The 19,696-nt window shown below is 69.1% G+C and carries 16 protein-coding genes; 12 read left to right on the top strand and 4 right to left on the bottom strand.

The genetic code is table 11. The annotated features are described in order from the left end of the window. Positions 1-36 precede the first annotated feature (36 nt). From ACPYN9_RS07135 to ACPYN9_RS07125, 3 genes are all read left to right on the top strand, one after another. Positions 37-366 carry a DUF3459 domain-containing protein gene (locus tag ACPYN9_RS07135; RefSeq protein WP_424465205.1) on the top strand — a complete coding sequence of 110 codons (330 nt, stop codon included), beginning with the start codon at positions 37-39 and terminating at the stop codon, positions 364-366. After that, positions 353-976, top strand: a complete 624-nt coding sequence (locus ACPYN9_RS07130; protein ID WP_424465194.1) for a hypothetical protein — start codon at positions 353-355, stop codon at positions 974-976. Before ACPYN9_RS07135 ends, ACPYN9_RS07130 begins: the two co-directional genes overlap by 14 nt. Before the next feature lie 165 nt (positions 977-1,141). Beyond that, entirely contained in the window at positions 1,142-1,897 is a 756-nt protein-coding gene (locus tag ACPYN9_RS07125; RefSeq protein WP_424465193.1) for an SDR family NAD(P)-dependent oxidoreductase, read from the top strand. 87 nt (positions 1,898-1,984) lie between these two features. Here the strand turns inward: ACPYN9_RS07125 and hrpA are convergent, their stop codons facing one another. Next, the gene (gene hrpA, locus ACPYN9_RS07120; protein ID WP_424465191.1) at positions 1,985-5,917 is read right to left on the bottom strand and encodes an ATP-dependent RNA helicase HrpA; all 3,933 of its coding nucleotides are present in this window, start codon (positions 5,915-5,917) and stop codon (positions 1,985-1,987) included. Positions 5,918-6,001: 84 nt separating this feature from the next. On the opposite strand from hrpA, the gene ACPYN9_RS07115 reads away from it, so the two are divergent. Next, positions 6,002-6,844 carry an aldo/keto reductase gene (locus ACPYN9_RS07115; RefSeq protein ID WP_424465189.1) on the top strand — a complete coding sequence of 281 codons (843 nt, stop codon included), beginning with the start codon at positions 6,002-6,004 and terminating at the stop codon, positions 6,842-6,844. Between the two features lie 192 nt (positions 6,845-7,036). Here ACPYN9_RS07115 and ACPYN9_RS07110 read toward each other — a convergent pair whose 3' ends face one another. Next, entirely contained in the window at positions 7,037-7,921 is an 885-nt protein-coding gene (locus tag ACPYN9_RS07110) for a MerR family DNA-binding transcriptional regulator (protein WP_424465187.1), read from the bottom strand. 263 nt (positions 7,922-8,184) lie between these two features. Here ACPYN9_RS07110 and ACPYN9_RS07105 point away from each other — a divergent pair, with 263 nt between their 5' ends. Further along, a complete protein-coding gene (locus ACPYN9_RS07105; protein ID WP_424465185.1) occupies positions 8,185-9,855 on the top strand; it encodes a RecQ family ATP-dependent DNA helicase in 1,671 nt (556 codons plus the stop codon). Positions 9,856-9,879: 24 nt separating this feature from the next. On the opposite strand, the gene ACPYN9_RS07100 is transcribed toward ACPYN9_RS07105, so the two are convergent. Further along, the gene (locus ACPYN9_RS07100; protein WP_424465184.1) at positions 9,880-11,628 is read right to left on the bottom strand and encodes a dolichyl-phosphate-mannose--protein mannosyltransferase; all 1,749 of its coding nucleotides are present in this window, start codon (positions 11,626-11,628) and stop codon (positions 9,880-9,882) included. A 50-nt stretch (positions 11,629-11,678) separates the two neighbouring features. Between ACPYN9_RS07100 and rsmI the strand changes: the two genes are divergently transcribed. Genes rsmI through ACPYN9_RS07070 form a run of 6 tightly spaced genes read left to right on the top strand, consistent with a single transcriptional unit; the run spans position 11,679 to position 17,938 of the window. Next, positions 11,679-12,491, top strand: a complete 813-nt coding sequence (rsmI, locus tag ACPYN9_RS07095) for a 16S rRNA (cytidine(1402)-2'-O)-methyltransferase (RefSeq protein WP_424465182.1) — start codon at positions 11,679-11,681, stop codon at positions 12,489-12,491. Between the two features lie 30 nt (positions 12,492-12,521). Next, positions 12,522-14,090: a methionine--tRNA ligase gene (metG, locus tag ACPYN9_RS07090; protein WP_424465180.1), complete on the top strand. Its 1,569-nt coding sequence runs from the start codon at positions 12,522-12,524 to the stop codon at positions 14,088-14,090. 2 nt (positions 14,091-14,092) lie between these two features. Beyond that, positions 14,093-15,091, top strand: a complete 999-nt coding sequence (locus ACPYN9_RS07085) for a TatD family hydrolase (protein WP_424465178.1) — start codon at positions 14,093-14,095, stop codon at positions 15,089-15,091. Then, positions 15,088-15,939 (top strand): 16S rRNA (adenine(1518)-N(6)/adenine(1519)-N(6))-dimethyltransferase RsmA, encoded by an 852-nt coding sequence (gene rsmA / locus ACPYN9_RS07080; RefSeq protein WP_424465176.1) that lies wholly within the window; start codon positions 15,088-15,090, stop codon positions 15,937-15,939. Before ACPYN9_RS07085 ends, rsmA begins: the two co-directional genes overlap by 4 nt. Positions 15,940-15,977: 38 nt before the next feature. Beyond that, a complete protein-coding gene (locus tag ACPYN9_RS07075; protein WP_424465174.1) occupies positions 15,978-17,300 on the top strand; it encodes a hypothetical protein in 1,323 nt (440 codons plus the stop codon). Positions 17,301-17,338: 38 nt separating this feature from the next. Further along, entirely contained in the window at positions 17,339-17,938 is a 600-nt protein-coding gene (locus tag ACPYN9_RS07070) for a DUF1349 domain-containing protein (RefSeq protein WP_424465172.1), read from the top strand. A 55-nt stretch (positions 17,939-17,993) separates the two neighbouring features. Here the strand turns inward: ACPYN9_RS07070 and ACPYN9_RS07065 are convergent, their stop codons facing one another. Further along, the gene (locus ACPYN9_RS07065; protein ID WP_424465170.1) at positions 17,994-18,401 is read right to left on the bottom strand and encodes a GNAT family N-acetyltransferase; all 408 of its coding nucleotides are present in this window, start codon (positions 18,399-18,401) and stop codon (positions 17,994-17,996) included. 237 nt (positions 18,402-18,638) lie between these two features. Between ACPYN9_RS07065 and ACPYN9_RS07060 the strand changes: the two genes are divergently transcribed. Continuing rightward, a complete protein-coding gene (locus ACPYN9_RS07060; protein WP_424465168.1) occupies positions 18,639-19,679 on the top strand; it encodes an LLM class flavin-dependent oxidoreductase in 1,041 nt (346 codons plus the stop codon). The last annotated feature ends 17 nt before the right edge of the window (positions 19,680-19,696 follow it).

Here is a 19,696-nt window from a genome sequence, read left to right as displayed (position 1 = left end):
GACTGCTAGGGTTTCAGCGCGACGGGGGCGTGGGGGCTGCCGCCGCCCGAGCTGGGGGCGACGCTCGCGGGGAGCGAGCAGGCGCACGCCCCGGCCTCGCCCCTCAACCTCTCCGGGGCGCGGCGCGCGCGGCGCCGCGCCCACGACTTGGGGCTGGGGGATGCCCGCTTCGAGTGGGTCGACGGCTTCGGCGACGAGGTGCTCGCGTACCGCAACGGCGACGTCACCGTGATCACGAACTTCGGGGCCGAGCCGGTGGCGCTGCCGGCTGGGCTTCGGGTGCTCGCTCGAAGCGAGGTCGCCCATGACGGAGACTCCGGTCTGCTGCCGACCGATGTGACGGTCTGGCTGGGTGCCGCAGAGTAGCTCCGTCGCGATGGACGTGACGGAGACCGGCGGGTCGCGGGTCGCGAGGCTCATCACCGAGCTCTCGACCCCGGCGCTGCCGGTCGTCGTCATCTCGTTGCTCTGCGGTACCGCGAGCGCGCCCGCCTGGGCTGGCCTTGGGTGGGGCACGATTCCCGCCGTGCTGTGCGGCGTTGTGCCGTACGCGGTGCTCGAGGTGGCGTCGCGGCGCGGGATGCTCACCGACCGGCACGTGACCCAGAAGCGTCAGCGTCCGTGGGCGTACGGCATCTGTCTTGTCTCGGTCGCCGTGAGCGTCGTGCTGCTGGCGCTGCTCGGTGCTCCGCCGCTGATGTTCTGGGCGCTTGGGACGATGCTGGTCGGGCTGATCGCTGCGGGCGGCATCACGGTCGTCGGCCCGAAGGTCTCGGTGCACGCCTTCTGCTGGAGCGCGCTGTGCGTGTTCCTCGCGCTGCTCTTCTCGCCCTGGTGGCTGCTGCTGGGCCTCGCTCTGCCGGTGATCGCATGGAGCCGGCTGCGGCTTGGGCATCATTCACCGGTCGAGGTCGTGCTCGGCACGCTGCTCGGTGGCGCCGTGACGGCGGTCGCCTGGTTCTTTCAGCCGATGTGATCGGTGGGCTGCCGTCGTTTCGGCCTGTCTGCCCCCGCGAAGGTACAGCTCACTCGGATCGTACGCCCCTTCGCTGACTCGCGACACAGCCATATTCGGATGCGCAGGAGCACACTCGAAGCGGTGGCCGGACGTTGCCGGTCCAGTTTCGGAAGGATTCAGCAGATGGCATTTCAGGGCAAGGTCGCGATCGTGACCGGTGGCGGTTCGGGCATCGGCGAGGCGATCGCGAAAGATCTCGCAGCGAACGGCGTCAAGGTCGTCGTCTCCGACATCAATCTGGAGGGCGCGAAGCGCGTCGTGGGCGAGATCGAGGCAGCTGGCGGTACCGCTTCGCCGTTCGAGGCGAACACGGCTGTCGCCGAGGACAGCGTCCGCACCGTGGAGCACGCCGTCGCGACGTACGGGAAGCTCAACTACGCCGTAAACAACGCCGGCATTGGTGGCAAGGCCGCCCCAGCGGCTGAGGTCGAGGTCGACGATTGGGACCGCGTCATCAACGTCAACCTCAACGGCGTGCTCTACGGGCTACGCGCGCAGATTCCGGCGATCCTCGAAGCCGGCGCCGACGAGGGGGCCATCGTGAACATGGCTTCGATCCACGGCACCGTCGCCGCGATCGGCAGCGGTGCGTACACGGCCGCCAAGCACGGCGTCGTCGGCCTCACCAAGAACGCGGCAGCAGAATACGGGCCGCAGGGACTTCGCATCAACGCGGTCGGCCCCGCCTACATCCGCACCCCGCTGCTCGAGCAGCACCTCGACGCGGCCGGGTTCGCGGCGCTCGAGGCAAAGCATCCGCTCGGCCGCCTCGGTACACCGGAGGAAGTGGCGAACCTCGCGACGTTCCTGCTCTCTGATAAGGCCAGCTTCATGACCGGGTCCTATGTGCTGGTCGACGGCGGCTACACGGCGGTCTAGCGCTCGCAGGCTCATCGCTGCCTGAGCAGACTCCCTCTCGTGTACCTCGAGGGGTGGGCGCTCAGGCAGCGATGTGCGTCGCCACGGCTACTTCTCGGCGAGGGCCTGGCGAATGCGCTTGAGCGAGACCGTCTCGGCGGTGCCGAGCTGCTGGGCGAAGAGGCTCACACGGAACTCCTCGAGCATCCACCTGGCCTGCACGATGGAAGCGGGCGCCGCTCGGCCGACGGGGAACGTGCCGCCAGCCTCCGTGTAGAGCGCCGTTGCCTGCTCGACCTGCATGAGGCCGGCCCGCTCGATGCTCGAGTGGCTCAGGACCCGCTCGAGTCGGTACGTGAGCGCGCGCAGGTATCGGGGCAGGTGAGCGAGGCGCGCGACGCCCGTCTTGGAGACGAAGCCGGGGTAGACCAGCGCCTGCAGCTGCGAGCGCGCATCGGCCAGCGACGGCAGCACGGAGATGTGGTTCGCCGACTTGAGGGCCTTGTTCGCCTCGCGGAATCGGTCGAGTATCTCCGAGACGAGCTTTGTCTGCGCAAACATGCGGTCAACGAGTGTCGCGTTGAAAGTCTCTCGCAGTTCGTCGAATGCGGCCCTGGTGCGGACGGGGCCACCGTGCTCGATGCTGTACGCGGCGACGGCGTCCTGGGCCAGGGCGGCGACGATGTCGCTGAACAGTGCCGGCGTCGAGTGGTACGGACTGGTCGCGAGGGCGAGCTTCTCTTTCGCGGTCAGGTGCTCCTGCACGTAGCTCGCGGGCGAGGGCACGGATGCGGCGAGCAGCGCGGCGACGCCGACCGGATGCTCGCGGGCCTGGTCTTCGGTGGTCGTCACCAGCCGCAGGTCGATGCTGCCCTTCACGACGGCGAGCGACGGGTAGGCGCGGATCACGCCGTGCTTGCGCTTGATGTCGATGAGCTCGGGGATCTCGTCGAGCGGCCACTCGGTGAGCCCGTGCTGGTCGTAGCGAAGCTCGGCGGTTTCGGCGCTCTGCGACGGAACGGTACCCGCTTCACGAAGGCCCTTGCCGGGTCGCGCGGGCCGCGCAACCTGCCGCGTGGCACGCAACACGGAGGCCTCCGACGCCTTCTTGAGCTTCTCCTGGAGGGTCTTGAGGTCTTCACCGGTGCCGAGCTCGCGGCCGCGGTCGTCGAGCACCCGGAACCGAACCCGCAGGTGCGCGGGCACTCGGCTCCAGTCGAACTCGCTGACGTCGAAGCGGATGCCCGCCTGCCGCTGCATGATCTGCCGCAGCGCGTCGTCGAAGTCGCCGGGCACGTCCTGCCCGAGGTCTGGCCGCGCCTCGCCGAGCTCGCCGAGCAGCTTGTCGGCCCAGTCTGCCGAGGGCACGAAGTTGCGCCGCGTCGCCTTCGGGAGCGACTTGAGGAGGGCGATCACCAGTTCGCGACGCATGCCGGGGACCTGCCAGTCGAAGCCGCGGTCGTCGAGGCGCGAGAGCAAGGGGAGGGGGATGTTGACGGTCACGCCGTCGTCGGCGGCACCGGGATCGAAGCGGTACCTGAGGCGCAGGCGCTGGTCGCCCTGCTTCCACTCGGTCGGGAAGCCGGCACCCTGTTCGTCGGGGTCGGCGTGCTCCTCGCCGAGCACATCCGCCCGCGTCATCGTGAGCAGGCCGGGGGTCGCCTTCTGCGCGCCCTGCCACCATTTCTCGAAGGTCGACTGCGACACGACGTCGCGGGGGAGCCGCTCGTCGTAGAACTCGAAGACGGCGTCTTCGTCGTCGGTGTACGCGCCCCGAGATCTGGTGCGCTCCTCGAGGTCCGCGAGGCTCTTGCGTAGGGCACGGTTCTTCGAGTCGAAGCTGTGGCGGCCGTTCCAGTCGCCTTCAACGAGGGCGTGGCGGATGAACAGGTCGCGCGACCAGGCGGGGTCGATCTTCGAGAACTGCACGGTGCGTCCGCGGACGATCGGCACGCCGTACAGCGTGACGCGTTCGATGGCGACGGCGGAGCCCTGCTTCTTCTCCCAGTGCGGGTCTGAGTGGTTGCGCTTGGCGAGGGAACCGGCGAGCACCTCGGCCCATGCCGGATCGATTTTCGCGACGGTGCGTGCGAAGAGGCGGCTCGTCTCGACGAGCTCCGCGGCCATGACGACGTCGGGCTGCTTCTTCGCCTTCGCGAGACCCGAGCCTGGGAAGATCTGGAAGCGGGTGCCGCGCGCGCCGGCGTAGTCACGCTTCAGCTCGTCGCGGATGCCGATGTGGCTGAGGAGCCCGGCGAGCATGGAGCGGTGGATGGCATCGGCGAGCGCGCCCGGCTCCTGCACCTGCCCTGCGGCCGGCCGCTGCACTTTGAGTCCGATGGGGCCGGCGAGCTGGCGCAGCTGCCGGAACACGTCCTGCCATTCGCGGAAGCGGACGAAGTTGATGAACTCGTCGCGGCACTTGCGACGGAAGGCGCTCGAGCCGAGCTCGTGGCTCTGCTGCTCGAGGTAGTTCCAGAGGTTCACGAGCGTGAGGAAGTCACTGGTGGGGTCTCGGAAGCGTGCGTGCAGCTCGTCGGCCTTCTGCCGGTGCTCCAGTGGACGCTCGCGGATGTCCTGCACGGTCATGCCGGCCACGATGATGAGGATCTCTCGGCTCACGTCGTGTTGCTTCGACTCGATCACCATGCGCCCGAAGCGCGGGTCGATCGGGAGGCGCGCGAGGCTGCGCCCGATCTTCGTGAGGCGGAGCTGCCCGGGCTTCCCGGAGCCGGCCTTGCCAGGCTCGACGGCACCGAGCTCGCTGAGCAGGTCGGTGCCGTCCTTGATGCCGCGCGCATCGGGTGGCTGCAGGAACGGGAACTCGGAGAGGGCACCGAGCCCGAGCTCGAGCATCTGCAAGAGCACGCTCGCGAGGTTGGTGCGGAGGATCTCGGGCTCGGTGAACTCGGGGCGACGCTCGAAGTCGGCTTCCGAGTACAGGCGGATCGCGACGCCAGCCGAGGTGCGGCCGGCGCGGCCCGAGCGCTGCTTGGCGGACGCCTGCGAGATGGCCTCAATGGGGAGGCGCTGCACCTTCGCTCGCGTCGAGTATCGGGAGATTCGGGCCGTGCCCGTGTCGATCACGGCCACGATGCCCGGCACGGTGAGGCTCGTCTCGGCCACGTTCGTGGCGAGCACCACACGTCGTCGAACCCCCGGGGCGCGCTTCGACTCGAACACGCGGTGCTGCTCGGCGGAAGAGAGGCGGCCGAAGAGCGGAAGCACCTCCGTGGCTTCGGGGCGGCGGCTTCGCGACAGGTGCGCGCGAATCGCATCCTGCGCATCCCGGATCTCCTGCTCGCCCGACAGGAACACGAGCACATCGCCAGGCAGGTCGCGCTCGAGCTCATCGAGCGCATCCACGATGCCCTCGAACATGTCCCGCTCCGGGGTCTGCGGGGCCGCGTCCTCGTCCTCCTCCTCGCCCGGCAGCGCGGCGTCGGCGACAAGAGGCCGGTACCTTACGTCGACGGGGAAGGTGCGGCCCGAGACCTCGATCATCGGGGCATCGTTGAAGTGCTTCGAGAACGACTCCGGGTCGATCGTCGCCGACGTGATGATGACCTTCAGATCGGGGCGCTTCGGCAACAGAGTCTTGAGGTAGCCGAGGAGGAAGTCGATGTTGAGGCTGCGCTCGTGGGCCTCATCGATGATGATCGTGTCGTACTTGCGCAGGAGCCGGTCGCGGTGAATCTCGTTGAGGAGGATGCCGTCGGTCATCAGCTTGACGCGGGTCTCGGCCGACACTTCGTCGGTGAAGCGCACCTGGTAGCCGACGAGCCCGCCGATGTCGCCGCCGAGCTCATCGGCGATGCGCTCGGCGATCGTGCGGGCAGCAATGCGCCGGGGCTGCGTGTGGCCGATCATCGTGCGGCCCAGCTCGAGGCAGATCTTCGGCAGCTGCGTGGTCTTGCCAGAACCGGTCTCGCCCGCGACGATGACCACCTGGTTGGCGGCGATGGCGTCGCGGATCTCGTCCCGCATCTGGCTGACGGGCAGCTCCGGCGGGTAGGAGATCTCGAGGGGAGTCGTAGTCATGAGCATTACAGTCTATTGCTCAGCGCGACCCCGCCGAAGCACCCGAGTCAGGCGAGCACCAGTTGCGCTTGCTAGAACAGGGTGATGACCGCATTGCAGATTCCCAACGTTTCCCTCAACGACGGCACCAGCATCCCCCAGCTCGGCTTCGGCGTCTTCAAGGTCGACCCGGCAGAGACCGAGCGCATCGTCTCCGACGCCCTCGAGGTCGGCTACCGCCACATCGACACGGCCAAGATCTACGGCAACGAGGAGGGCGTGGGACGCGCCATCGCGAAGTCGGGCATCCCGCGCGAGGAGCTCTACGTCACCACGAAGCTCTGGAACGACGAGCAGGGTCGCGAAACGCCACGCGCCGCCATCGACGCGAGCCTCGAGCGACTCGGCCTCGAGAAGGCCGACCTCTATCTCATCCACTGGCCCACGCCAAAGCAGAACAAGTACGTCGAGAGCTGGGAAGCCCTCGTCGAGCTGCAGCAGGCCGGCCTCACGACGTCGATCGGCGTGTGCAACTTCTTCGAGTCGCACCTGCGCGACATCATCTCGGCCACGGGCGTGAAGCCGGTCGTCAACCAGATCGAGCAGCACCCGGCGCTGCAGCAGCCCGAACTCGACGCCTACCTGCGCGCCGAGGACATCAAGACGGAGGCGTGGGGCCCGCTCGGTCAGGCCAAGTACCCGCTCTTCGAGCTCGAGCCCGTCGCGGCGGCGGCAGAAGCGCACGGCAAGACGCCCGCGCAGGTCGTCATCCGCTGGCACCTCCAGAAGGGCAACATCGTCTTCCCCAAGACGACGTCGCGTGAGCGCATGCTCGAGAACGCTCAGGTCTTCGACTTCGAGCTCAGCTCGACCGAGTTCGACGCGATCACCGCGCTCGAGCGGGGCGAAGAGGGTCGAGTCTCGGCGCACCCGAACGAAGTGAACTAGCCTCACGCAGGCAACCAGACGGCCGGCGCCCCACAGCGGACGCCGGCCGTCTCGCGTGCGCCGCCGGCACGCGCCTCAGGTGGCGCATCCACACGAGCAACGCATGCTCGCGTTGCGTGGAAGCGGCATCTCTCGTGTGCTTTCGCCGAGGCAGTCGCGGGCGCGCGGGCAGGCAGGCGGGCGCGCGTGGACTCAGCCCTGCAGAGCGATGTCAAACACGTCTGCAGGCTCGGCCCCGAAGAGCGAGCGCGACGCGACGCGACGGCGGGGGAGCGCATGCAATGGGGTGACGCCCCGTGCCGTGGTGAGCTCGGCGAAGGCGACCACCTTGAGATAGGCGTCGCCGGTCTCCGCGACGGGGTCGTCGGCGTCGGCCGATCCCGCGAAGGTCAGCTCCTGGCGTGCTGGCAGCGTACCGGCAACCAGTTGCCCGCTCCTGATGCCGCGTTCCGCGAGCGCGTCTCGACAGCTCCGCAGCTGCTGCTCCGAGAGCGGAGCTGCGACCCGGTGAGCGAGGAGCATCCTCGCGTCGTTCTCGCCTCCCGCCGCCATGGTCCACGACTCGTCGTCGAGCACGACGCCGGCCTCCTCGAGCACCTCGACGAGTGCGCCGTCGAGCTCCGGCGTGGCGACTGCGAGGTCGCTGAAGGTCTCGACGGTGTCTTCGGGATCCGCGGGCAGGCTGAGCTCGACGCTGATCGCCGCCCAGTGGGTCTCCGGAACCTCAAGGGTCTCCGCGACGAACGCGGCGATGTCGCGCTGGCCGACATGCTCCGCGAGGTCGAGGTAGAAGTCCTCCATGCTGCGGCGGAGGGCGAGTTTGAGGCGCCACTCGGTGACCGAGAACGAGGCGGCGTCCTCGATCTCGCCGAGCGGCACGTGAGCGCGACGGAGGAAGTCGAGGCGCAAGCCGTCGCGCAGTTGCTCGTGCGTGAACGTACGGTAGCCGGACGCCGGGTCGACGTCCGCGGGTGTAAGCAGGCCCCGCTGCGCGTAGAGACGCAGGGCCTTAGGGGAGAGGCCGGTCAGTGCGCGGAACTCCCCAGCGGTCAGTCCTGAGTGTGCTGAAGTGGTCATGAATCCAGCCTGAGCCCTGCCCCAGGGGCCAGGTCAACCTCGGGGAGGGATGCGAGGCGCATCCACACGAGGAACGCATGCTCCCGCCGCCGGGAACCTGCCTATCTCGTGTGGGTGTGGCGGAAGTTTCGGCTCAGCGGCGTCGTGGCCTCCGCGAGCGAGGGAGCGACCCGGCCGCCAGCGCGACGGGATGGGCTCTTCACCGAGCCCTCGCGCTGTCAAGAGGAGGAAGCTGTCAGTCGCGCGCAGGTAGCTTCGACCGCATGAGTTCCCCCGAGCCCACCGGTCCGACGATCGAGCGCATCGCGCGTGACCGCTTCGGGTGGGAGACGCTGCTTCCCGGACAGCGCGAGGCCATCGACTCCGCCGTGTCGGGGCATGACACACTCCTCGTGCTGGCCACGGGTGGCGGCAAGTCGGCCGTCTATCAGGTCGCCGGCGCGGCTCGTGGGGGCCTCGTGCTGGTGGTTTCGCCGCTGATTGCGCTGCAGGCCGACCAGCTCGCGTCGATCAGAGATGCACCGGATGCGCCCGACGTCGTCGCGGTCAACTCGGCCCGGGGAGCCGCGGCGTCATCGAGGGCGTGGGAGCGCATCGACGAGGGCGGTTCGCTGTACGTGCTGCTCGCTCCGGAGCAACTCGCCGACGAGGCGAACGTCGAGCGTTTGGCTGCGGCTGGCGTCTCACTGCTGGTCGTGGACGAAGCCCACTGCGTTTCCTCCTGGGGCCACGACTTCCGGCCCGATTATCTGCGGCTCGGCGACGTCCGCTCGGCGCTTGGCGATCCTCCCGTGCTCGCCATGACGGCGACCGCGTCGAGGCCCGTTCGGGACGAGATCATCGAGCGGCTCCGGATGAGCGACCCGGCGGTGCACGTCCACGGGGTGGACCGTCCCGAGATCAGGCTGGTGGTCGAGCGCCACGAGAGTGAGGACGACAAGCGGGCGGCGGTCGCCGAGGAAGCACGCAGCTGGACCGCGCCGGGCCTCATCTACGTCGCATCGCGCAGGGAGACGGAGACGTACGCGGAGGAGATTGCCTCGGAGGGGCGGCAGGTGGCCGCCTATCACGCCGGCCTCAGGGCGGCGGAGCGGCGGGCGATTCAGGACCGGTGGCGGGACGGTGAGCTGGATGTGGTCGTGGCGACGTCGGCGTTCGGCATGGGAATCGACCGGGCCGACGTGCGCTTCGTGCTTCACGCCACGACGACCGAGTCGCTGGACGCCTACTACCAGGAGGTCGGGAGGGCGGGGCGCGATGGGGAGCCTGCGACGGCGGTGCTCCACTACCGTGTCGAGGACCTGGCGCTGCGGCGCTTTTTCGCGCAGCGATCCGTCGACAAGGCCGGACTCCGCGACGTCTGGTCCGCCATCAAGCGAGCCCCCGGGTCGACGATCAAGGACCTCGCTCAGGCCACCGACCGCCCCAGCAGGAGCGTCTCGCGTCTCGTCGGCCAGCTCGCGGACGTGGGCGTCGTCGACACGGCCGACGGCGTGCATCCGCGTCGCCGCACACGGATCGACGCCATCGTGCGTAGCGTGAAGGAGGCGAATGCGGCGAGGGGGCGCATCGCTGAGTCTCGCCTGTCGATGATGCGCGCGTACGCCGAGGAATCGCCGTGCCGTCGCCGCGTACTGCTCGACTACTTCGGGGTCGACGGGCCCGCGTGGTGCGGCAACTGCGATGGGTGTGACCGCCGCGACGAGGCCGCGGGGGAGCAAGCCGAGAGCGTGCCGGCGGATGCGCCGCTCGCGGTGGACGCGGGCGTCGAGCACCGGGAGTGGGGCGCGGGGAGGGTGGTCAGCTCGGAAGCCGATCGGGTGACGATCTTCTTCGAGACTGAGGGCTACAAGGTGGTCGCGCTCGCGGCGCTCGACACCGGGGTGCTGCGCGAGACATCGGGCGTGCGGATCGTCTCGCCTGTCGCGGGGTAGGCGCGGCCGCTGACCCGCCCGCGCCTACCGCCAGCTCGGCAGCCAGTGCGTGAGCGACCAGTACGAGGTCGAGATCATCTGCCCCGTCCAGACCGGCCAGAACAGCACCGACACGAGCGCCATGACCACGAGCAGCGCACCGACCGCGGAGACGCCGATGGTCCTCGACGATCGCGGCGACTCCCGGTCGCCCGCGATGGTCTGGATGACCACCAGCGACGCGAGGATCATGAACGGCAGGAAGGCGATCGCGTAGAAGTGGAAGACTGCCTGCCGCTCAAGGTACGCGAGCCACGGGAAGTAGCCGGCCCCGTAGCCCACGAGGATCGCGAAGTACTGCCACTTCGGGCGAAGGAAGCACATGAGGATCAGGAAGAGGATCGACACCGTCCCGAACCAGAAGATGATCGGGTTCGAGATCGAGGTGATGGCCTCGACGCACTGGCCGACGTCGCAGGCGGAGCCGTCTCCCTGCTCGGAGTAGACGTAGCTGAAGGCGGTCGGCCGAATCAGGAACGGCCACTCCTGCGGTCCCGACTGGTACGGGTGCTCTGCGCTCAGCCCGCGGTGGAAGTTGAACGCCTCGACCTGGTAATGCCAGAGGCTCTGCAGCGGCAGAGGAACCCAGGAGAGGGCGCCCGTCCAGGCGTTCCCAGCCTGCTCCGCCCAGTCGCGGTAGAAGCCGCCCGTCGTCGTCAGCCAGCGTGTCCAGGTCGCGAGGTAGGTGAGCGCGGCGAGGGGCACGGTGAGGAGGAACGAGACGGGCCCCTGCATGAGGATCGCGGCCGAGCCCCAGAAGGTCACGCCGAGGCGCTTGCGCTCGATCATGTCGACGACGAGCGTGTAGACGCAGAACGCGGCGAGGAAGTACAAGCCTGACCACTTGACGGCGGATGCGGCGCCGAGGGTCACGGCGGCAGCCATGAGCCACGGCCGCCACCAGAGGCGCGGCCCCCAGTCGGGTCCGACCGGCTTCACGTCGGGTGTGCGGGACGTCGTGGTCGCCTTCGTCGGCGTCGGCTCGCCCTCGAGCCCCTCCTCCGTCCGCCACGCCATGATCTTCGCGCGCAGCTTCCGTTGCTGGTCTTCGCGGTCGAGCAGGATGAACAGGAACGCCAGCAGCACGAAGAACATGAGGATGCCGTCGAGGATCCCGACCCTCGACATCACGATCGCGTGCCCGTCGATGGCGAGCATCCCGGCCCCGATGGTCGCGAGCACCGGCGAGCGGAACAGCTTCTTCGCGACAACCCATAGGAGCGGCACGGCGAGGGTGCCGAGGAGGGCAACGCTGAAGCGCCAGCCGAACGGGTTGTCGGCACCGAAGACCAGCATCCCAAGGCCGATGATGTACTTGCCGAGCGGCGGATGCACGACGTACGACGGGTCGGTGGTGTACCCGTTCGGGTCCCCGGCATTGAAGGCGTCGTTCGGGTTCTCCGGCCATTCGGCTTCGTAACCGAGGTTGAGGAGTGTCCACCCGTCCTTCACGTAGAAGGTCTCGTCGAAGATGAGGAAGTGAGCCCCGCCGAGGTTCCAGAACCGGAGCACGGCGGCGAGAAGCGTCACGACGCCGAGGAGGATCCACTCGGTGCGCAGCCGCAGCCGAGGGGTGCTCGTGACGCGAGCCCAGAGGTCGTCGAAGACCGAGCCGCGCGCGACCGCCGGAGCGCCGGCGCTGCTCGGCGCGTCCACCTGAGCTGTCGCAGCTGCCGTCTTGGCGGGCGACGTCGTCGCCTCGTCTGGTGTTCCGGTCTCTGCTTGCTCGCTCACGGAAGCAATCGTAGGGGGCCGGGGGCCGAGCGCGTGGGAGGATCGCAGCCATGATCATCCTCGCGGGCACCCCCATCGGGAACCTCGGCGACGCGTCCGCGCGTCTCGTCGAGACGTTCGAGAACGCATCCACCGTGGCGTGCGAGGACACGCGCTCGACCGCCAAGCTGCTCGGGATGCTCGGTGTCCGGAACCGGCCGCGGCTCGTGGCCCTGCACGAGCACAACGAGGACGAGCTGGCGAAGAGCATCGTCGAGCAGGCAAGGGACGCGGATGTTGTGCTGGTCAGCGACGCCGGCATGCCTGGCATCTCCGACCCCGGGTATCCGATCGTCGCGCGCGCGGCGGCCGAGGGGGTGACCGTCACGAGCGTGCCGGGGCCGAGCGCGGTGATCACTGCGCTCGCGATCTCGGGGCTGCCTACCGACCGCTTCACGTTCGACGGCTTCTTGCCGCGCAAGGCGGGGGAACGCGAGACGTTCCTGCGCTCGCTCGCGACCGAGCCGCGCACCGTCGTGCTCTTCGAGTCGCCGCACCGCCTCGCGCGCACCCTCGCCGACATGGCCGCGATCTGGGACGAGGGGCGCCAGATCGCCGTCTGCCGCGAGCTGACGAAGCTCTACGAAGAGGTCAAGCGCGGCACCGCGGCGGAGCTCGTGCCGTGGGCAGAGGAGGGCGTGCGCGGGGAGATCGTGATCGTCGTCGAGGGCGCGGCCCCCGCGGTCGTCGACGAGGCTGGCGCGCAGGCGATGGTCGCCGAGCTCGTGGCCTCGGGGATGCGCCTCAAGGAGGCGGCCGCGCAGGTCGCGGCCGAGACGGGGCTGAGCAAGCGGGACCTCTACCAGGGGCACCTGGCGTCGTAACAGTGCTCAGCCGACAATAGGATGATCCCCATGGCTTCCGGCGAATCGTTCTACATCACGACACCGATCTTCTACGTCAACGACGTCCCGCACATCGGTCACGCGTACACGGAGGTCGCTGTCGACGCGCTCGCCAGGTGGCACCGCCAGCGTGGCGACACGACGTGGCTGCTCACGGGCACCGACGAGCACGGCCAGAAGATCATGCGCTCCGCCGTCGCGAACAACGTGACGCCGCAGGCCTGGGCAGACAAGCTGGTCAGCGAGGCCTGGAAGCCGATGCTCGAGACCCTCAACATCTCGAACGACGACTTCATCCGCACCACCGACGAGCGCCACGAGACGCGCGTGCAGCGCTTCCTGCAGAAGCTCAACGACGCCGGCTTCATCTACGACGCCGAGTTCGAGGCGCTCTACTGCGTCGGCTGCGAGGAGTTCAAGCCGGAGTCGGAGATCGTCGCGGGCACCGGGCAGTACGAGGGCGAGAAGGTCTGCGCCATCCACTCGAAGCCACTCGAACTGCTGCAGGAGCAGAACTACTTCTTCAAACTCAGCGAGTTCCAGGACCGACTGCTGGCGCTCTACGAAGAAAACCCTGAGTTCATCCAGCCCTCGTCGGCCCGCAACGAGGTCATCTCGTTCGTGCGCTCCGGCCTGCGGGATCTCTCCATCTCGCGCACCACGTTCGACTGGGGCGTGAAAGTGCCGTGGGACGAGTCGCATGTCGTCTACGTGTGGTTCGACGCGCTCCTCAACTACATCACCGCGATCGGCTACGGCGACGACGAGTCGGAGCTCGAGAAGCTCTGGCCCGCACACCACGTGGTCGGCAAGGACATCCTCCGCTTCCACGCCGTCATCTGGCCCGCCATGCTCATGGCGGCGGGCCTCCAGGTGCCCGCGGGCATCTTCGCGCACGGCTGGCTGCTCGTCGGCGGCGAGAAGATGTCGAAGTCGAAGCTCACGGGCATCGCCCCGACCGAGATCACCGACGTCTTCGGCTCCGACGCGTTCCGCTACTACTTCCTGCGCGCCATCCACTTCGGCCAGGACGGCTCCTTCTCGTGGGAGGACCTGTCGGCCCGCTACCAGGCCGAGCTCGCGAACGGCTTCGGCAACCTCGCCTCTCGCGTCATCGCCATGGTCAACAAGTACTTCGACGGCGTCGTACCCGAGCAGTCGACGCTGCTCGACTCCGAGCACGCCATCATCGACCTCGCGACCGACGTCGCGGCGAAGGCCGACGAGGCCATGCTCGCGTTCGACATCGACGGCGCGCTGGCCAACATCTGGCGGCTCGTGGATGCGCTCAACGGCTACATCACCGAGCAGGAGCCCTGGGCGCTCGCCAAGCAGGGCGAGGAGGGCCGCGCGCGCCTCGCGGCCGTGCTCGAGGTGACCACGCGCTGCCTGGGACACCTCGCCGTGCTGCTCAACCCGTTCATCCCGATCGCCGCCGAGAGGCTCTGGCTCGCGATCGGCGGGGAAGGCGAATTGGCCGCCACGCGCATCGACAACGCCTACGCACTCGTCGGCTCGCGGCCGCTCAGCGAACTCCCGCCGCTCTTCCCGCGCATCGAGCAGGAAGTCCAGCGCTAGCGGTGTCTGACGCCGACCAGCATTCCGAGGCGCCCGTCGACGGCGAGAAGTTGCGTCGCCGATCGGCGACGAGCGAGTCGGGCCACACGCGCATCCTGGCCTACCCGCCGTATCCGGAGTCGCTGGCCGTGCCCTGCTACGACAACCACACGCATCTCGAGATCGAGGACGGCGAGGAAGACGAGCGTCTTTCGCTCGACGAGCATCTCGACGCGGCGGTGGCCGCCGGGGTGCAGGGGGTCGTGCAGGTCGGCAATGATGTGCCGTCAAGCCAGTGGTCCGCGCGCGTCGCCGCGACGCACGAGCGCGTGCTCGCCGCGGTTGCGCTCCACCCGAACGTGGTCCCGGAGCTGGCGGCCGCCGGGCAGCTCGAGTCGGCGATCGCCGAAATCGACCGACTCGCGGCTGAACCCCGCGTGCGGGCCATCGGCGAGACGGGGCTCGACTACTTCCGCACGCCCGAGAAGGCCGACCAGCTGCTGCAGGTCGGCGCCTTCGAACGCCACATCGAGCTCGCGAAGCGACACGGCATCGCCATGCAGATCCACGATCGGGATGCGCACGACGACGTCATCGCGACCCTCAAGCGGGTCGGCGCCCCGGAGCGGACCGTCTTCCACTGCTTCTCCGGCGACGCGGATATGGCCCGCATCGCGGCGGCCGAAGGCTGGTACCTCTCGTTCGCGGGAACCGTCACCTTCAAGAACGCCGCGTCACTGCGCGAGGCGCTTGCGGTGACGCCGCTCGAGCGCATCCTCGTCGAGACGGACGCTCCGTTCCTCACCCCGGTGCCGTTCCGCGGCCGACCCAACGCGCCCTACCTCATCCCGGTCACCCTGCGCGCCATGGCAGCGCACCTCGACCTGCCCGTCGACGAGCTGAGCGCACAGGTCGGGGCCAACACTGAGGCCGTGTACGGCAGCTGGAACCTGGCCCCGGCATCCGCCGCGGGACCATCCGTCGCGGCACCCTCCAACGCAGGACAAGGAGCATCCGCATGAGCGCGAACCTGCTCGGAGCGCACGAGATCCGCGAGCTCGCGGCTGAACTCGACGTGACGCCGACGAAGAAGCTCGGCCAGAACTTCGTGCACGACCCCGGCACGGTGCGGCGCATCGTGCAGACGGCGAAGGTCGCCTCGGGCGAGCACATCCTCGAGGTGGGCCCTGGTCTCGGCTCGCTGACGCTCGGCCTGCTCGAGACGGGTGCACGCGTCACCGCCATCGAGATCGATGAGCGGCTGGCGGCACGCCTGCCTCGCACGGTCGAAGAGCACGCGCCCGGCGCGCAGCTCGACGTGATCGTCTCCGATGCACTCCTCGTGCAGGATGTTCCCGGCGACCCAGTCGCGCTCGTCGCGAACCTGCCGTACAACGTGTCGGTGCCCGTGCTGCTGCACCTCCTTGAGCGGCTGCCGTCGCTGCAGCGCGGCGTTGTCATGGTGCAGGCCGAGGTGGGGGAGCGCATCGTCGCGGGCCCCGGCTCGAAGGTGTACGGCTCTCCGAGCGTGAAGGCCGCCTGGTACGGCACCTGGTCGAGCGCGGGCCTCGTGGGCCGCAAGGTGTTCTGGCCGGTGCCGAACGTCGACTCGATCCTCATCTCGTACACGGAACGGGAGACGCCCCGGGGTTCGGAGGAGCTGCGACGCAAGGTGTTCCGAATCGTCGACGCGGCCTTCGGGCAGCGCCGCAAGATGCTGCGCCAGGCCCTCTCGCCGCTGCTCGGCGCGAACGCCGCCGAGACATCGCTGGTGCTGGAGGCGTCGGGCATCGATCCCACATCGAGAGGTGAGACCATCGGCATCGACGAGTACGTCCGCCTTGCGGAAGCCTGGAACCCCGAGGACTGACGCCGTCCAGGACATCCGGGCGTGACGGGCGAGCAGATATGGACACGCAGTCGACGACGACGCAGGCTGAACGGCCAGGACCCTCGCGTCGGGCGCGCACCATCACGATCGCCGCGATCGTCGTCGTGCTCGCCATGGTCGCCGGATGGATCGTGCTCGGGTTCACGGGCGAGCCGGACTCGAACGAGGTGGACGTCGTCGGCGAATCCACGCTGCCCGGCTACCCGACTCGGGGGCCCGGCGCGGACCTCGACGATCAGCGTTCCCTGATCGCGGCCGCCGAGTACTGGCGGGCAACGGTCGAGGGCGGCGAGCTGGCGCTGCCGGAGGGCCAAGCGATGGAGCTGCTGCGGGCCGGCGACGTCGACGCGACCAAGCTCGAGTCTTCCGCCGTTCGGTCCGCGTTCTCGGCGGAACTTCTGATCCTCCGCTCCGACAACGCGGTCGCGGTGCTTGTGCGGCCGCTCGACGGGGCTGGCAGCGGCGACGACACCGCCTTCACGATGCTCGGTACCGCATCCATCGCGAGAAGCAGGTACGAGCGCGGCTTCACGGTCGCAAAGGGAGTGCAGCTCTTCAACGAGCGGATGCAGCGGGGAGCGGTGCTCGAGACGGCAACGTTCTCGGCGTCGTCGCCGCCGGTGCTGAGCGAGACCAGCACCTCCGACGGGCTGCTGCTGCTCGCGACGCGTTCGCTGCTGCGGATTCCCGACGCGGGAGGTCCTGCCGGCGACGTTCGGGAGGGATTCGCGTACGTGCATCCCAGTTCTGGGCTCACGCTGCTGCAGACGGAGGACGCGAGCCGCGACTGGACGGCGGTCACCGACCAGTCACGGGGGAGCGCGAGGTTCGCCGCGCTGTCGCGGGGCATCATCACCGCCCGCGACCAGAGCCGCGGCTACCGTCTGCGCGCGTCCATCCTCGACGACGTCGAACTGCCGAGCGGCGCGTCGCTGTCGCTCGTCGAGGTGGCGCATCTCGAGAGCCAGGGCCGCGGGTCAGGAGTCCAGTGGGCGACCGTCGTCGCCACCCGCGGCGACGACAACCCGATCCTGCTCGGCGCGGGGCCGGTCGCCAGCCCGGTGAACGGGGCACCGCAGCTGCCCGTGATCGCGGCACGCTGGCTGCGCGACGGCTCGGTCGACGTGCTCGTGGTCGCCGGCTCTCGCGCCATCACCGGGTTCGAGGTGGTGGCGTCCGCCGGCTCGACGCCGCGAGACGGTTCGAGCGACGTCCTCGAGCGAGGGGAGCTCGCGCTGGCCTGGGAGAACGCCGACGGCAACAACGTCACCCGGCCCGCGCTCGTGGTCGTCGGTCGGTCGGAGGCAGGTCCGGTGCAGCCGCTCGAACCCGTGAGCTGAGTGCCTCGCGTTCGGCGTTCAGCTGAGAGGATGGCGACATGACGACGACGCAGAACGCCACCGACGTGCCTTGGGATGACGGGGTGTGGACCAACGCGCCCACCTCGACGGAACTCGTCGGCGACGAGCTGCTGGTCACCGCGACCGAGGGCAGCGATGCGTGGCGCACGACGTCCTACGGCTTCATGCACGATACGGAGCACGCGCTGCTCGGCCCGCTCGCGCAGGACACGGCCGTCGAGGTCGCATTCCTCGCCGAGTTCTCCGAACAGTTCGACCAGGCTGGGCTCTTCGTCCGGGTCGACGCGCAGACCTGGATCAAAGCAGGCGTCGAGTTCAGCGACGGCTTGGAGCAGCTCGGCGCGGTCGTGACGAGGGGCGAGTCCGACTGGTCGCTCGCCCCGGTGCCGAGCTGGCATGGACGCCGGGTCACCGTGCGCGCGAGCCGCTCGGGCAACGCGGTCACCATCCGTGCTCGAGTCGACGAGGAACCGTGGCAGCTGGTGCGCGTCGCACCGATGGCGGCGGATGCGCGCGTGCAGGCGGGCCCGTTCTGCTGCGCGCCGACTCGCAGCGGCCTTATCGTGCGCTTCCTCAGCTGGTGCACGACGCCAGCGGACGGCTCCCTGCACCCGTGAGCACGCGGCTCGAGCTTGAGACCCTCGAGCGCGAGACCTTCGAGCTTGCGACCTTCTAACTGGCGAGCTCGAGTGAGAGCGCGAAGATCTGCCTCCAGGTCTCCTCGCCGTGCTCCAACTCGGGGCGACGCTCGAAGCCGAGCTGCTCGAGCAGCCGCTGCATGGCGACGTTCTCCTCGGCGACGTACGTGTCGATGCCTGCTGCGAGGTGCAGGTCGGCCCAGGTGATCGCCGCTCTCGTGACGCGCGTGCCGATGCCGTTGCCGCGCAGCTCGGGCGCCACCCAGAGGTCATTGCAAACCAGCTCCGCGCCGACGCCGTCGAGATCACCAGACAGCACCGCCGTGGCGACGACACGGGTGCCGTCGAAGGGGATGGCGTGGAACTCCACGCGGTCGGCGCCTGCTCGGGTAGTGGTCACACGGACGGCGTTGCCGATCGACGTGTGCAGCCCGAGGCTCATTGCGGCGCCAGCCTGCCCGTCTCGACGCGCAGCTGGCACATGAAGTTCAGGCCTGTTGTCGTGTATGTCATCTTCATGCTCCTTCCACGGTCGGGGTTGTGCGGGCGACTGCTCGTGGTGGGTACCGTACGCCTCGCTTCACGAGGTGCGCATCCAGTGTTTCGCCAGAAGTCCTTCGGGTACCGCAGGTGAAGCGCGCCGCAACTCGCCGCCGCTGGGCTTCCTATCCTCCAGTGCATGACTCACGAGAACCCGCCGTTTGCCATCGCCGTCGAAGCGGGCAGCGAAGGCGTCAGCCCGTCGCGCATCCGCGCCGCCATCTCCTCGCTCGAGCGCTTCGGCGTGACGATCGCGACCTTCGACGATGGCGGCTTCGCCGACTTCGACACGGATGCGCCGCGACTGGATGCGGTCGAGCAGGCCGCGTTCGCCGCCCCGCTCTCCGGCGCCACGGGCCTCGTCCCGCTCGTCACGGTCTCCGCCGTCGAGCCCTTTCACCTCGCCACGCAGCTTGCGACCCTCGACTACGCCTCGCACGGCCGGGCCGGCTGGATCGGCGAGGTCGACGGCAGCGAGCTCGAGGCAGACGCCTTCGACCGCGCCCCGCTTGACGGGCCTGAAACCCGCCGCACCGAGCTCGACGACACCATCGAGGTGCTCGGCCGCCTCTGGGACTCGTGGGAGGACGACGCCGTCATCCGCGACACGACGACGGGCCGCTACCTCGACCGTGACAAGCTGCACTACGCCGACTTCGAGGGCACGCGGTTCAGCGTGAAGGGGCCGTCGATCATCCCGCGCCCACACCAGGGACTGGTGCCGACGTTCGCCGCCTACGGCTCGGCCGCGCCGGAGCTCATCGACGTCGCGCTGATCCGCGAAAGCACGGTCCTCGAGGCGAGTGCGGCTGCCGGGCAGGCTGACGATCAGGGCATCCCCCGAACGATCGTTGGAGTCGAGTTCGCGCTCGACGCTCGCGGGCGGGCGGCGGCCGACCGTCTCGGGAAGCGAGCAGCCGACGCCGAAGGCGCAGGGCGCATCCGCTACTCGGGCGATGCCGCAGGGCTGGTCGAGCTGATCACCGAGGTGGCGTCGTTCTCGAACGGCGTGCGCCTGTTGCCCGCCGACTTCGACGTCGACGTGCAGGAGCTCGGCCGCGCCGTGCTGCCTGCACTGCGCCGCTCAGGCGTCTTCGCCTCGCCGCGCGCCGGCGAGCACCTGCGGGACGCCCTCGGGCTCGCGCACCCCGTCAACCGCTACGCCGCCCAGGCGCTCTGACCCGCGAAGGACCAGCA

The organism is Pseudoclavibacter helvolus, assembly GCF_049707175.1.
Lineage (GTDB): Bacteria > Actinomycetota > Actinomycetes > Actinomycetales > Microbacteriaceae > Pseudoclavibacter > Pseudoclavibacter helvolus_A.
The sequence above is the reverse complement of the archived record's forward strand: the minus strand, read 5'-3'. Positions and strand labels throughout refer to the sequence as shown.

Coding starts and splice junctions, on each gene's coding strand:
- ACPYN9_RS07060 (WP_424465168.1), top strand. CDS start 18,639: ATGACTCACGAGAACCCGCCGTTTGCCATCGCCGTCGAAGCGGGCAGC.
- ACPYN9_RS07110 (WP_424465187.1), bottom strand. CDS start 7,921: ATGACCACTTCAGCACACTCAGGACTGACCGCTGGGGAGTTCCGCGCA.
- ACPYN9_RS07125 (WP_424465193.1), top strand. CDS start 1,142: ATGGCATTTCAGGGCAAGGTCGCGATCGTGACCGGTGGCGGTTCGGGC.
- rsmA (WP_424465176.1), top strand. CDS start 15,088: ATGAGCGCGAACCTGCTCGGAGCGCACGAGATCCGCGAGCTCGCGGCT.
- ACPYN9_RS07075 (WP_424465174.1), top strand. CDS start 15,978: ATGGACACGCAGTCGACGACGACGCAGGCTGAACGGCCAGGACCCTCG.
- ACPYN9_RS07070 (WP_424465172.1), top strand. CDS start 17,339: ATGACGACGACGCAGAACGCCACCGACGTGCCTTGGGATGACGGGGTG.
- ACPYN9_RS07115 (WP_424465189.1), top strand. CDS start 6,002: ATGACCGCATTGCAGATTCCCAACGTTTCCCTCAACGACGGCACCAGC.
- metG (WP_424465180.1), top strand. CDS start 12,522: ATGGCTTCCGGCGAATCGTTCTACATCACGACACCGATCTTCTACGTC.
- hrpA (WP_424465191.1), bottom strand. CDS start 5,917: ATGACTACGACTCCCCTCGAGATCTCCTACCCGCCGGAGCTGCCCGTC.
- ACPYN9_RS07105 (WP_424465185.1), top strand. CDS start 8,185: ATGAGTTCCCCCGAGCCCACCGGTCCGACGATCGAGCGCATCGCGCGT.
- ACPYN9_RS07065 (WP_424465170.1), bottom strand. CDS start 18,401: ATGAGCCTCGGGCTGCACACGTCGATCGGCAACGCCGTCCGTGTGACC.
- rsmI (WP_424465182.1), top strand. CDS start 11,679: ATGATCATCCTCGCGGGCACCCCCATCGGGAACCTCGGCGACGCGTCC.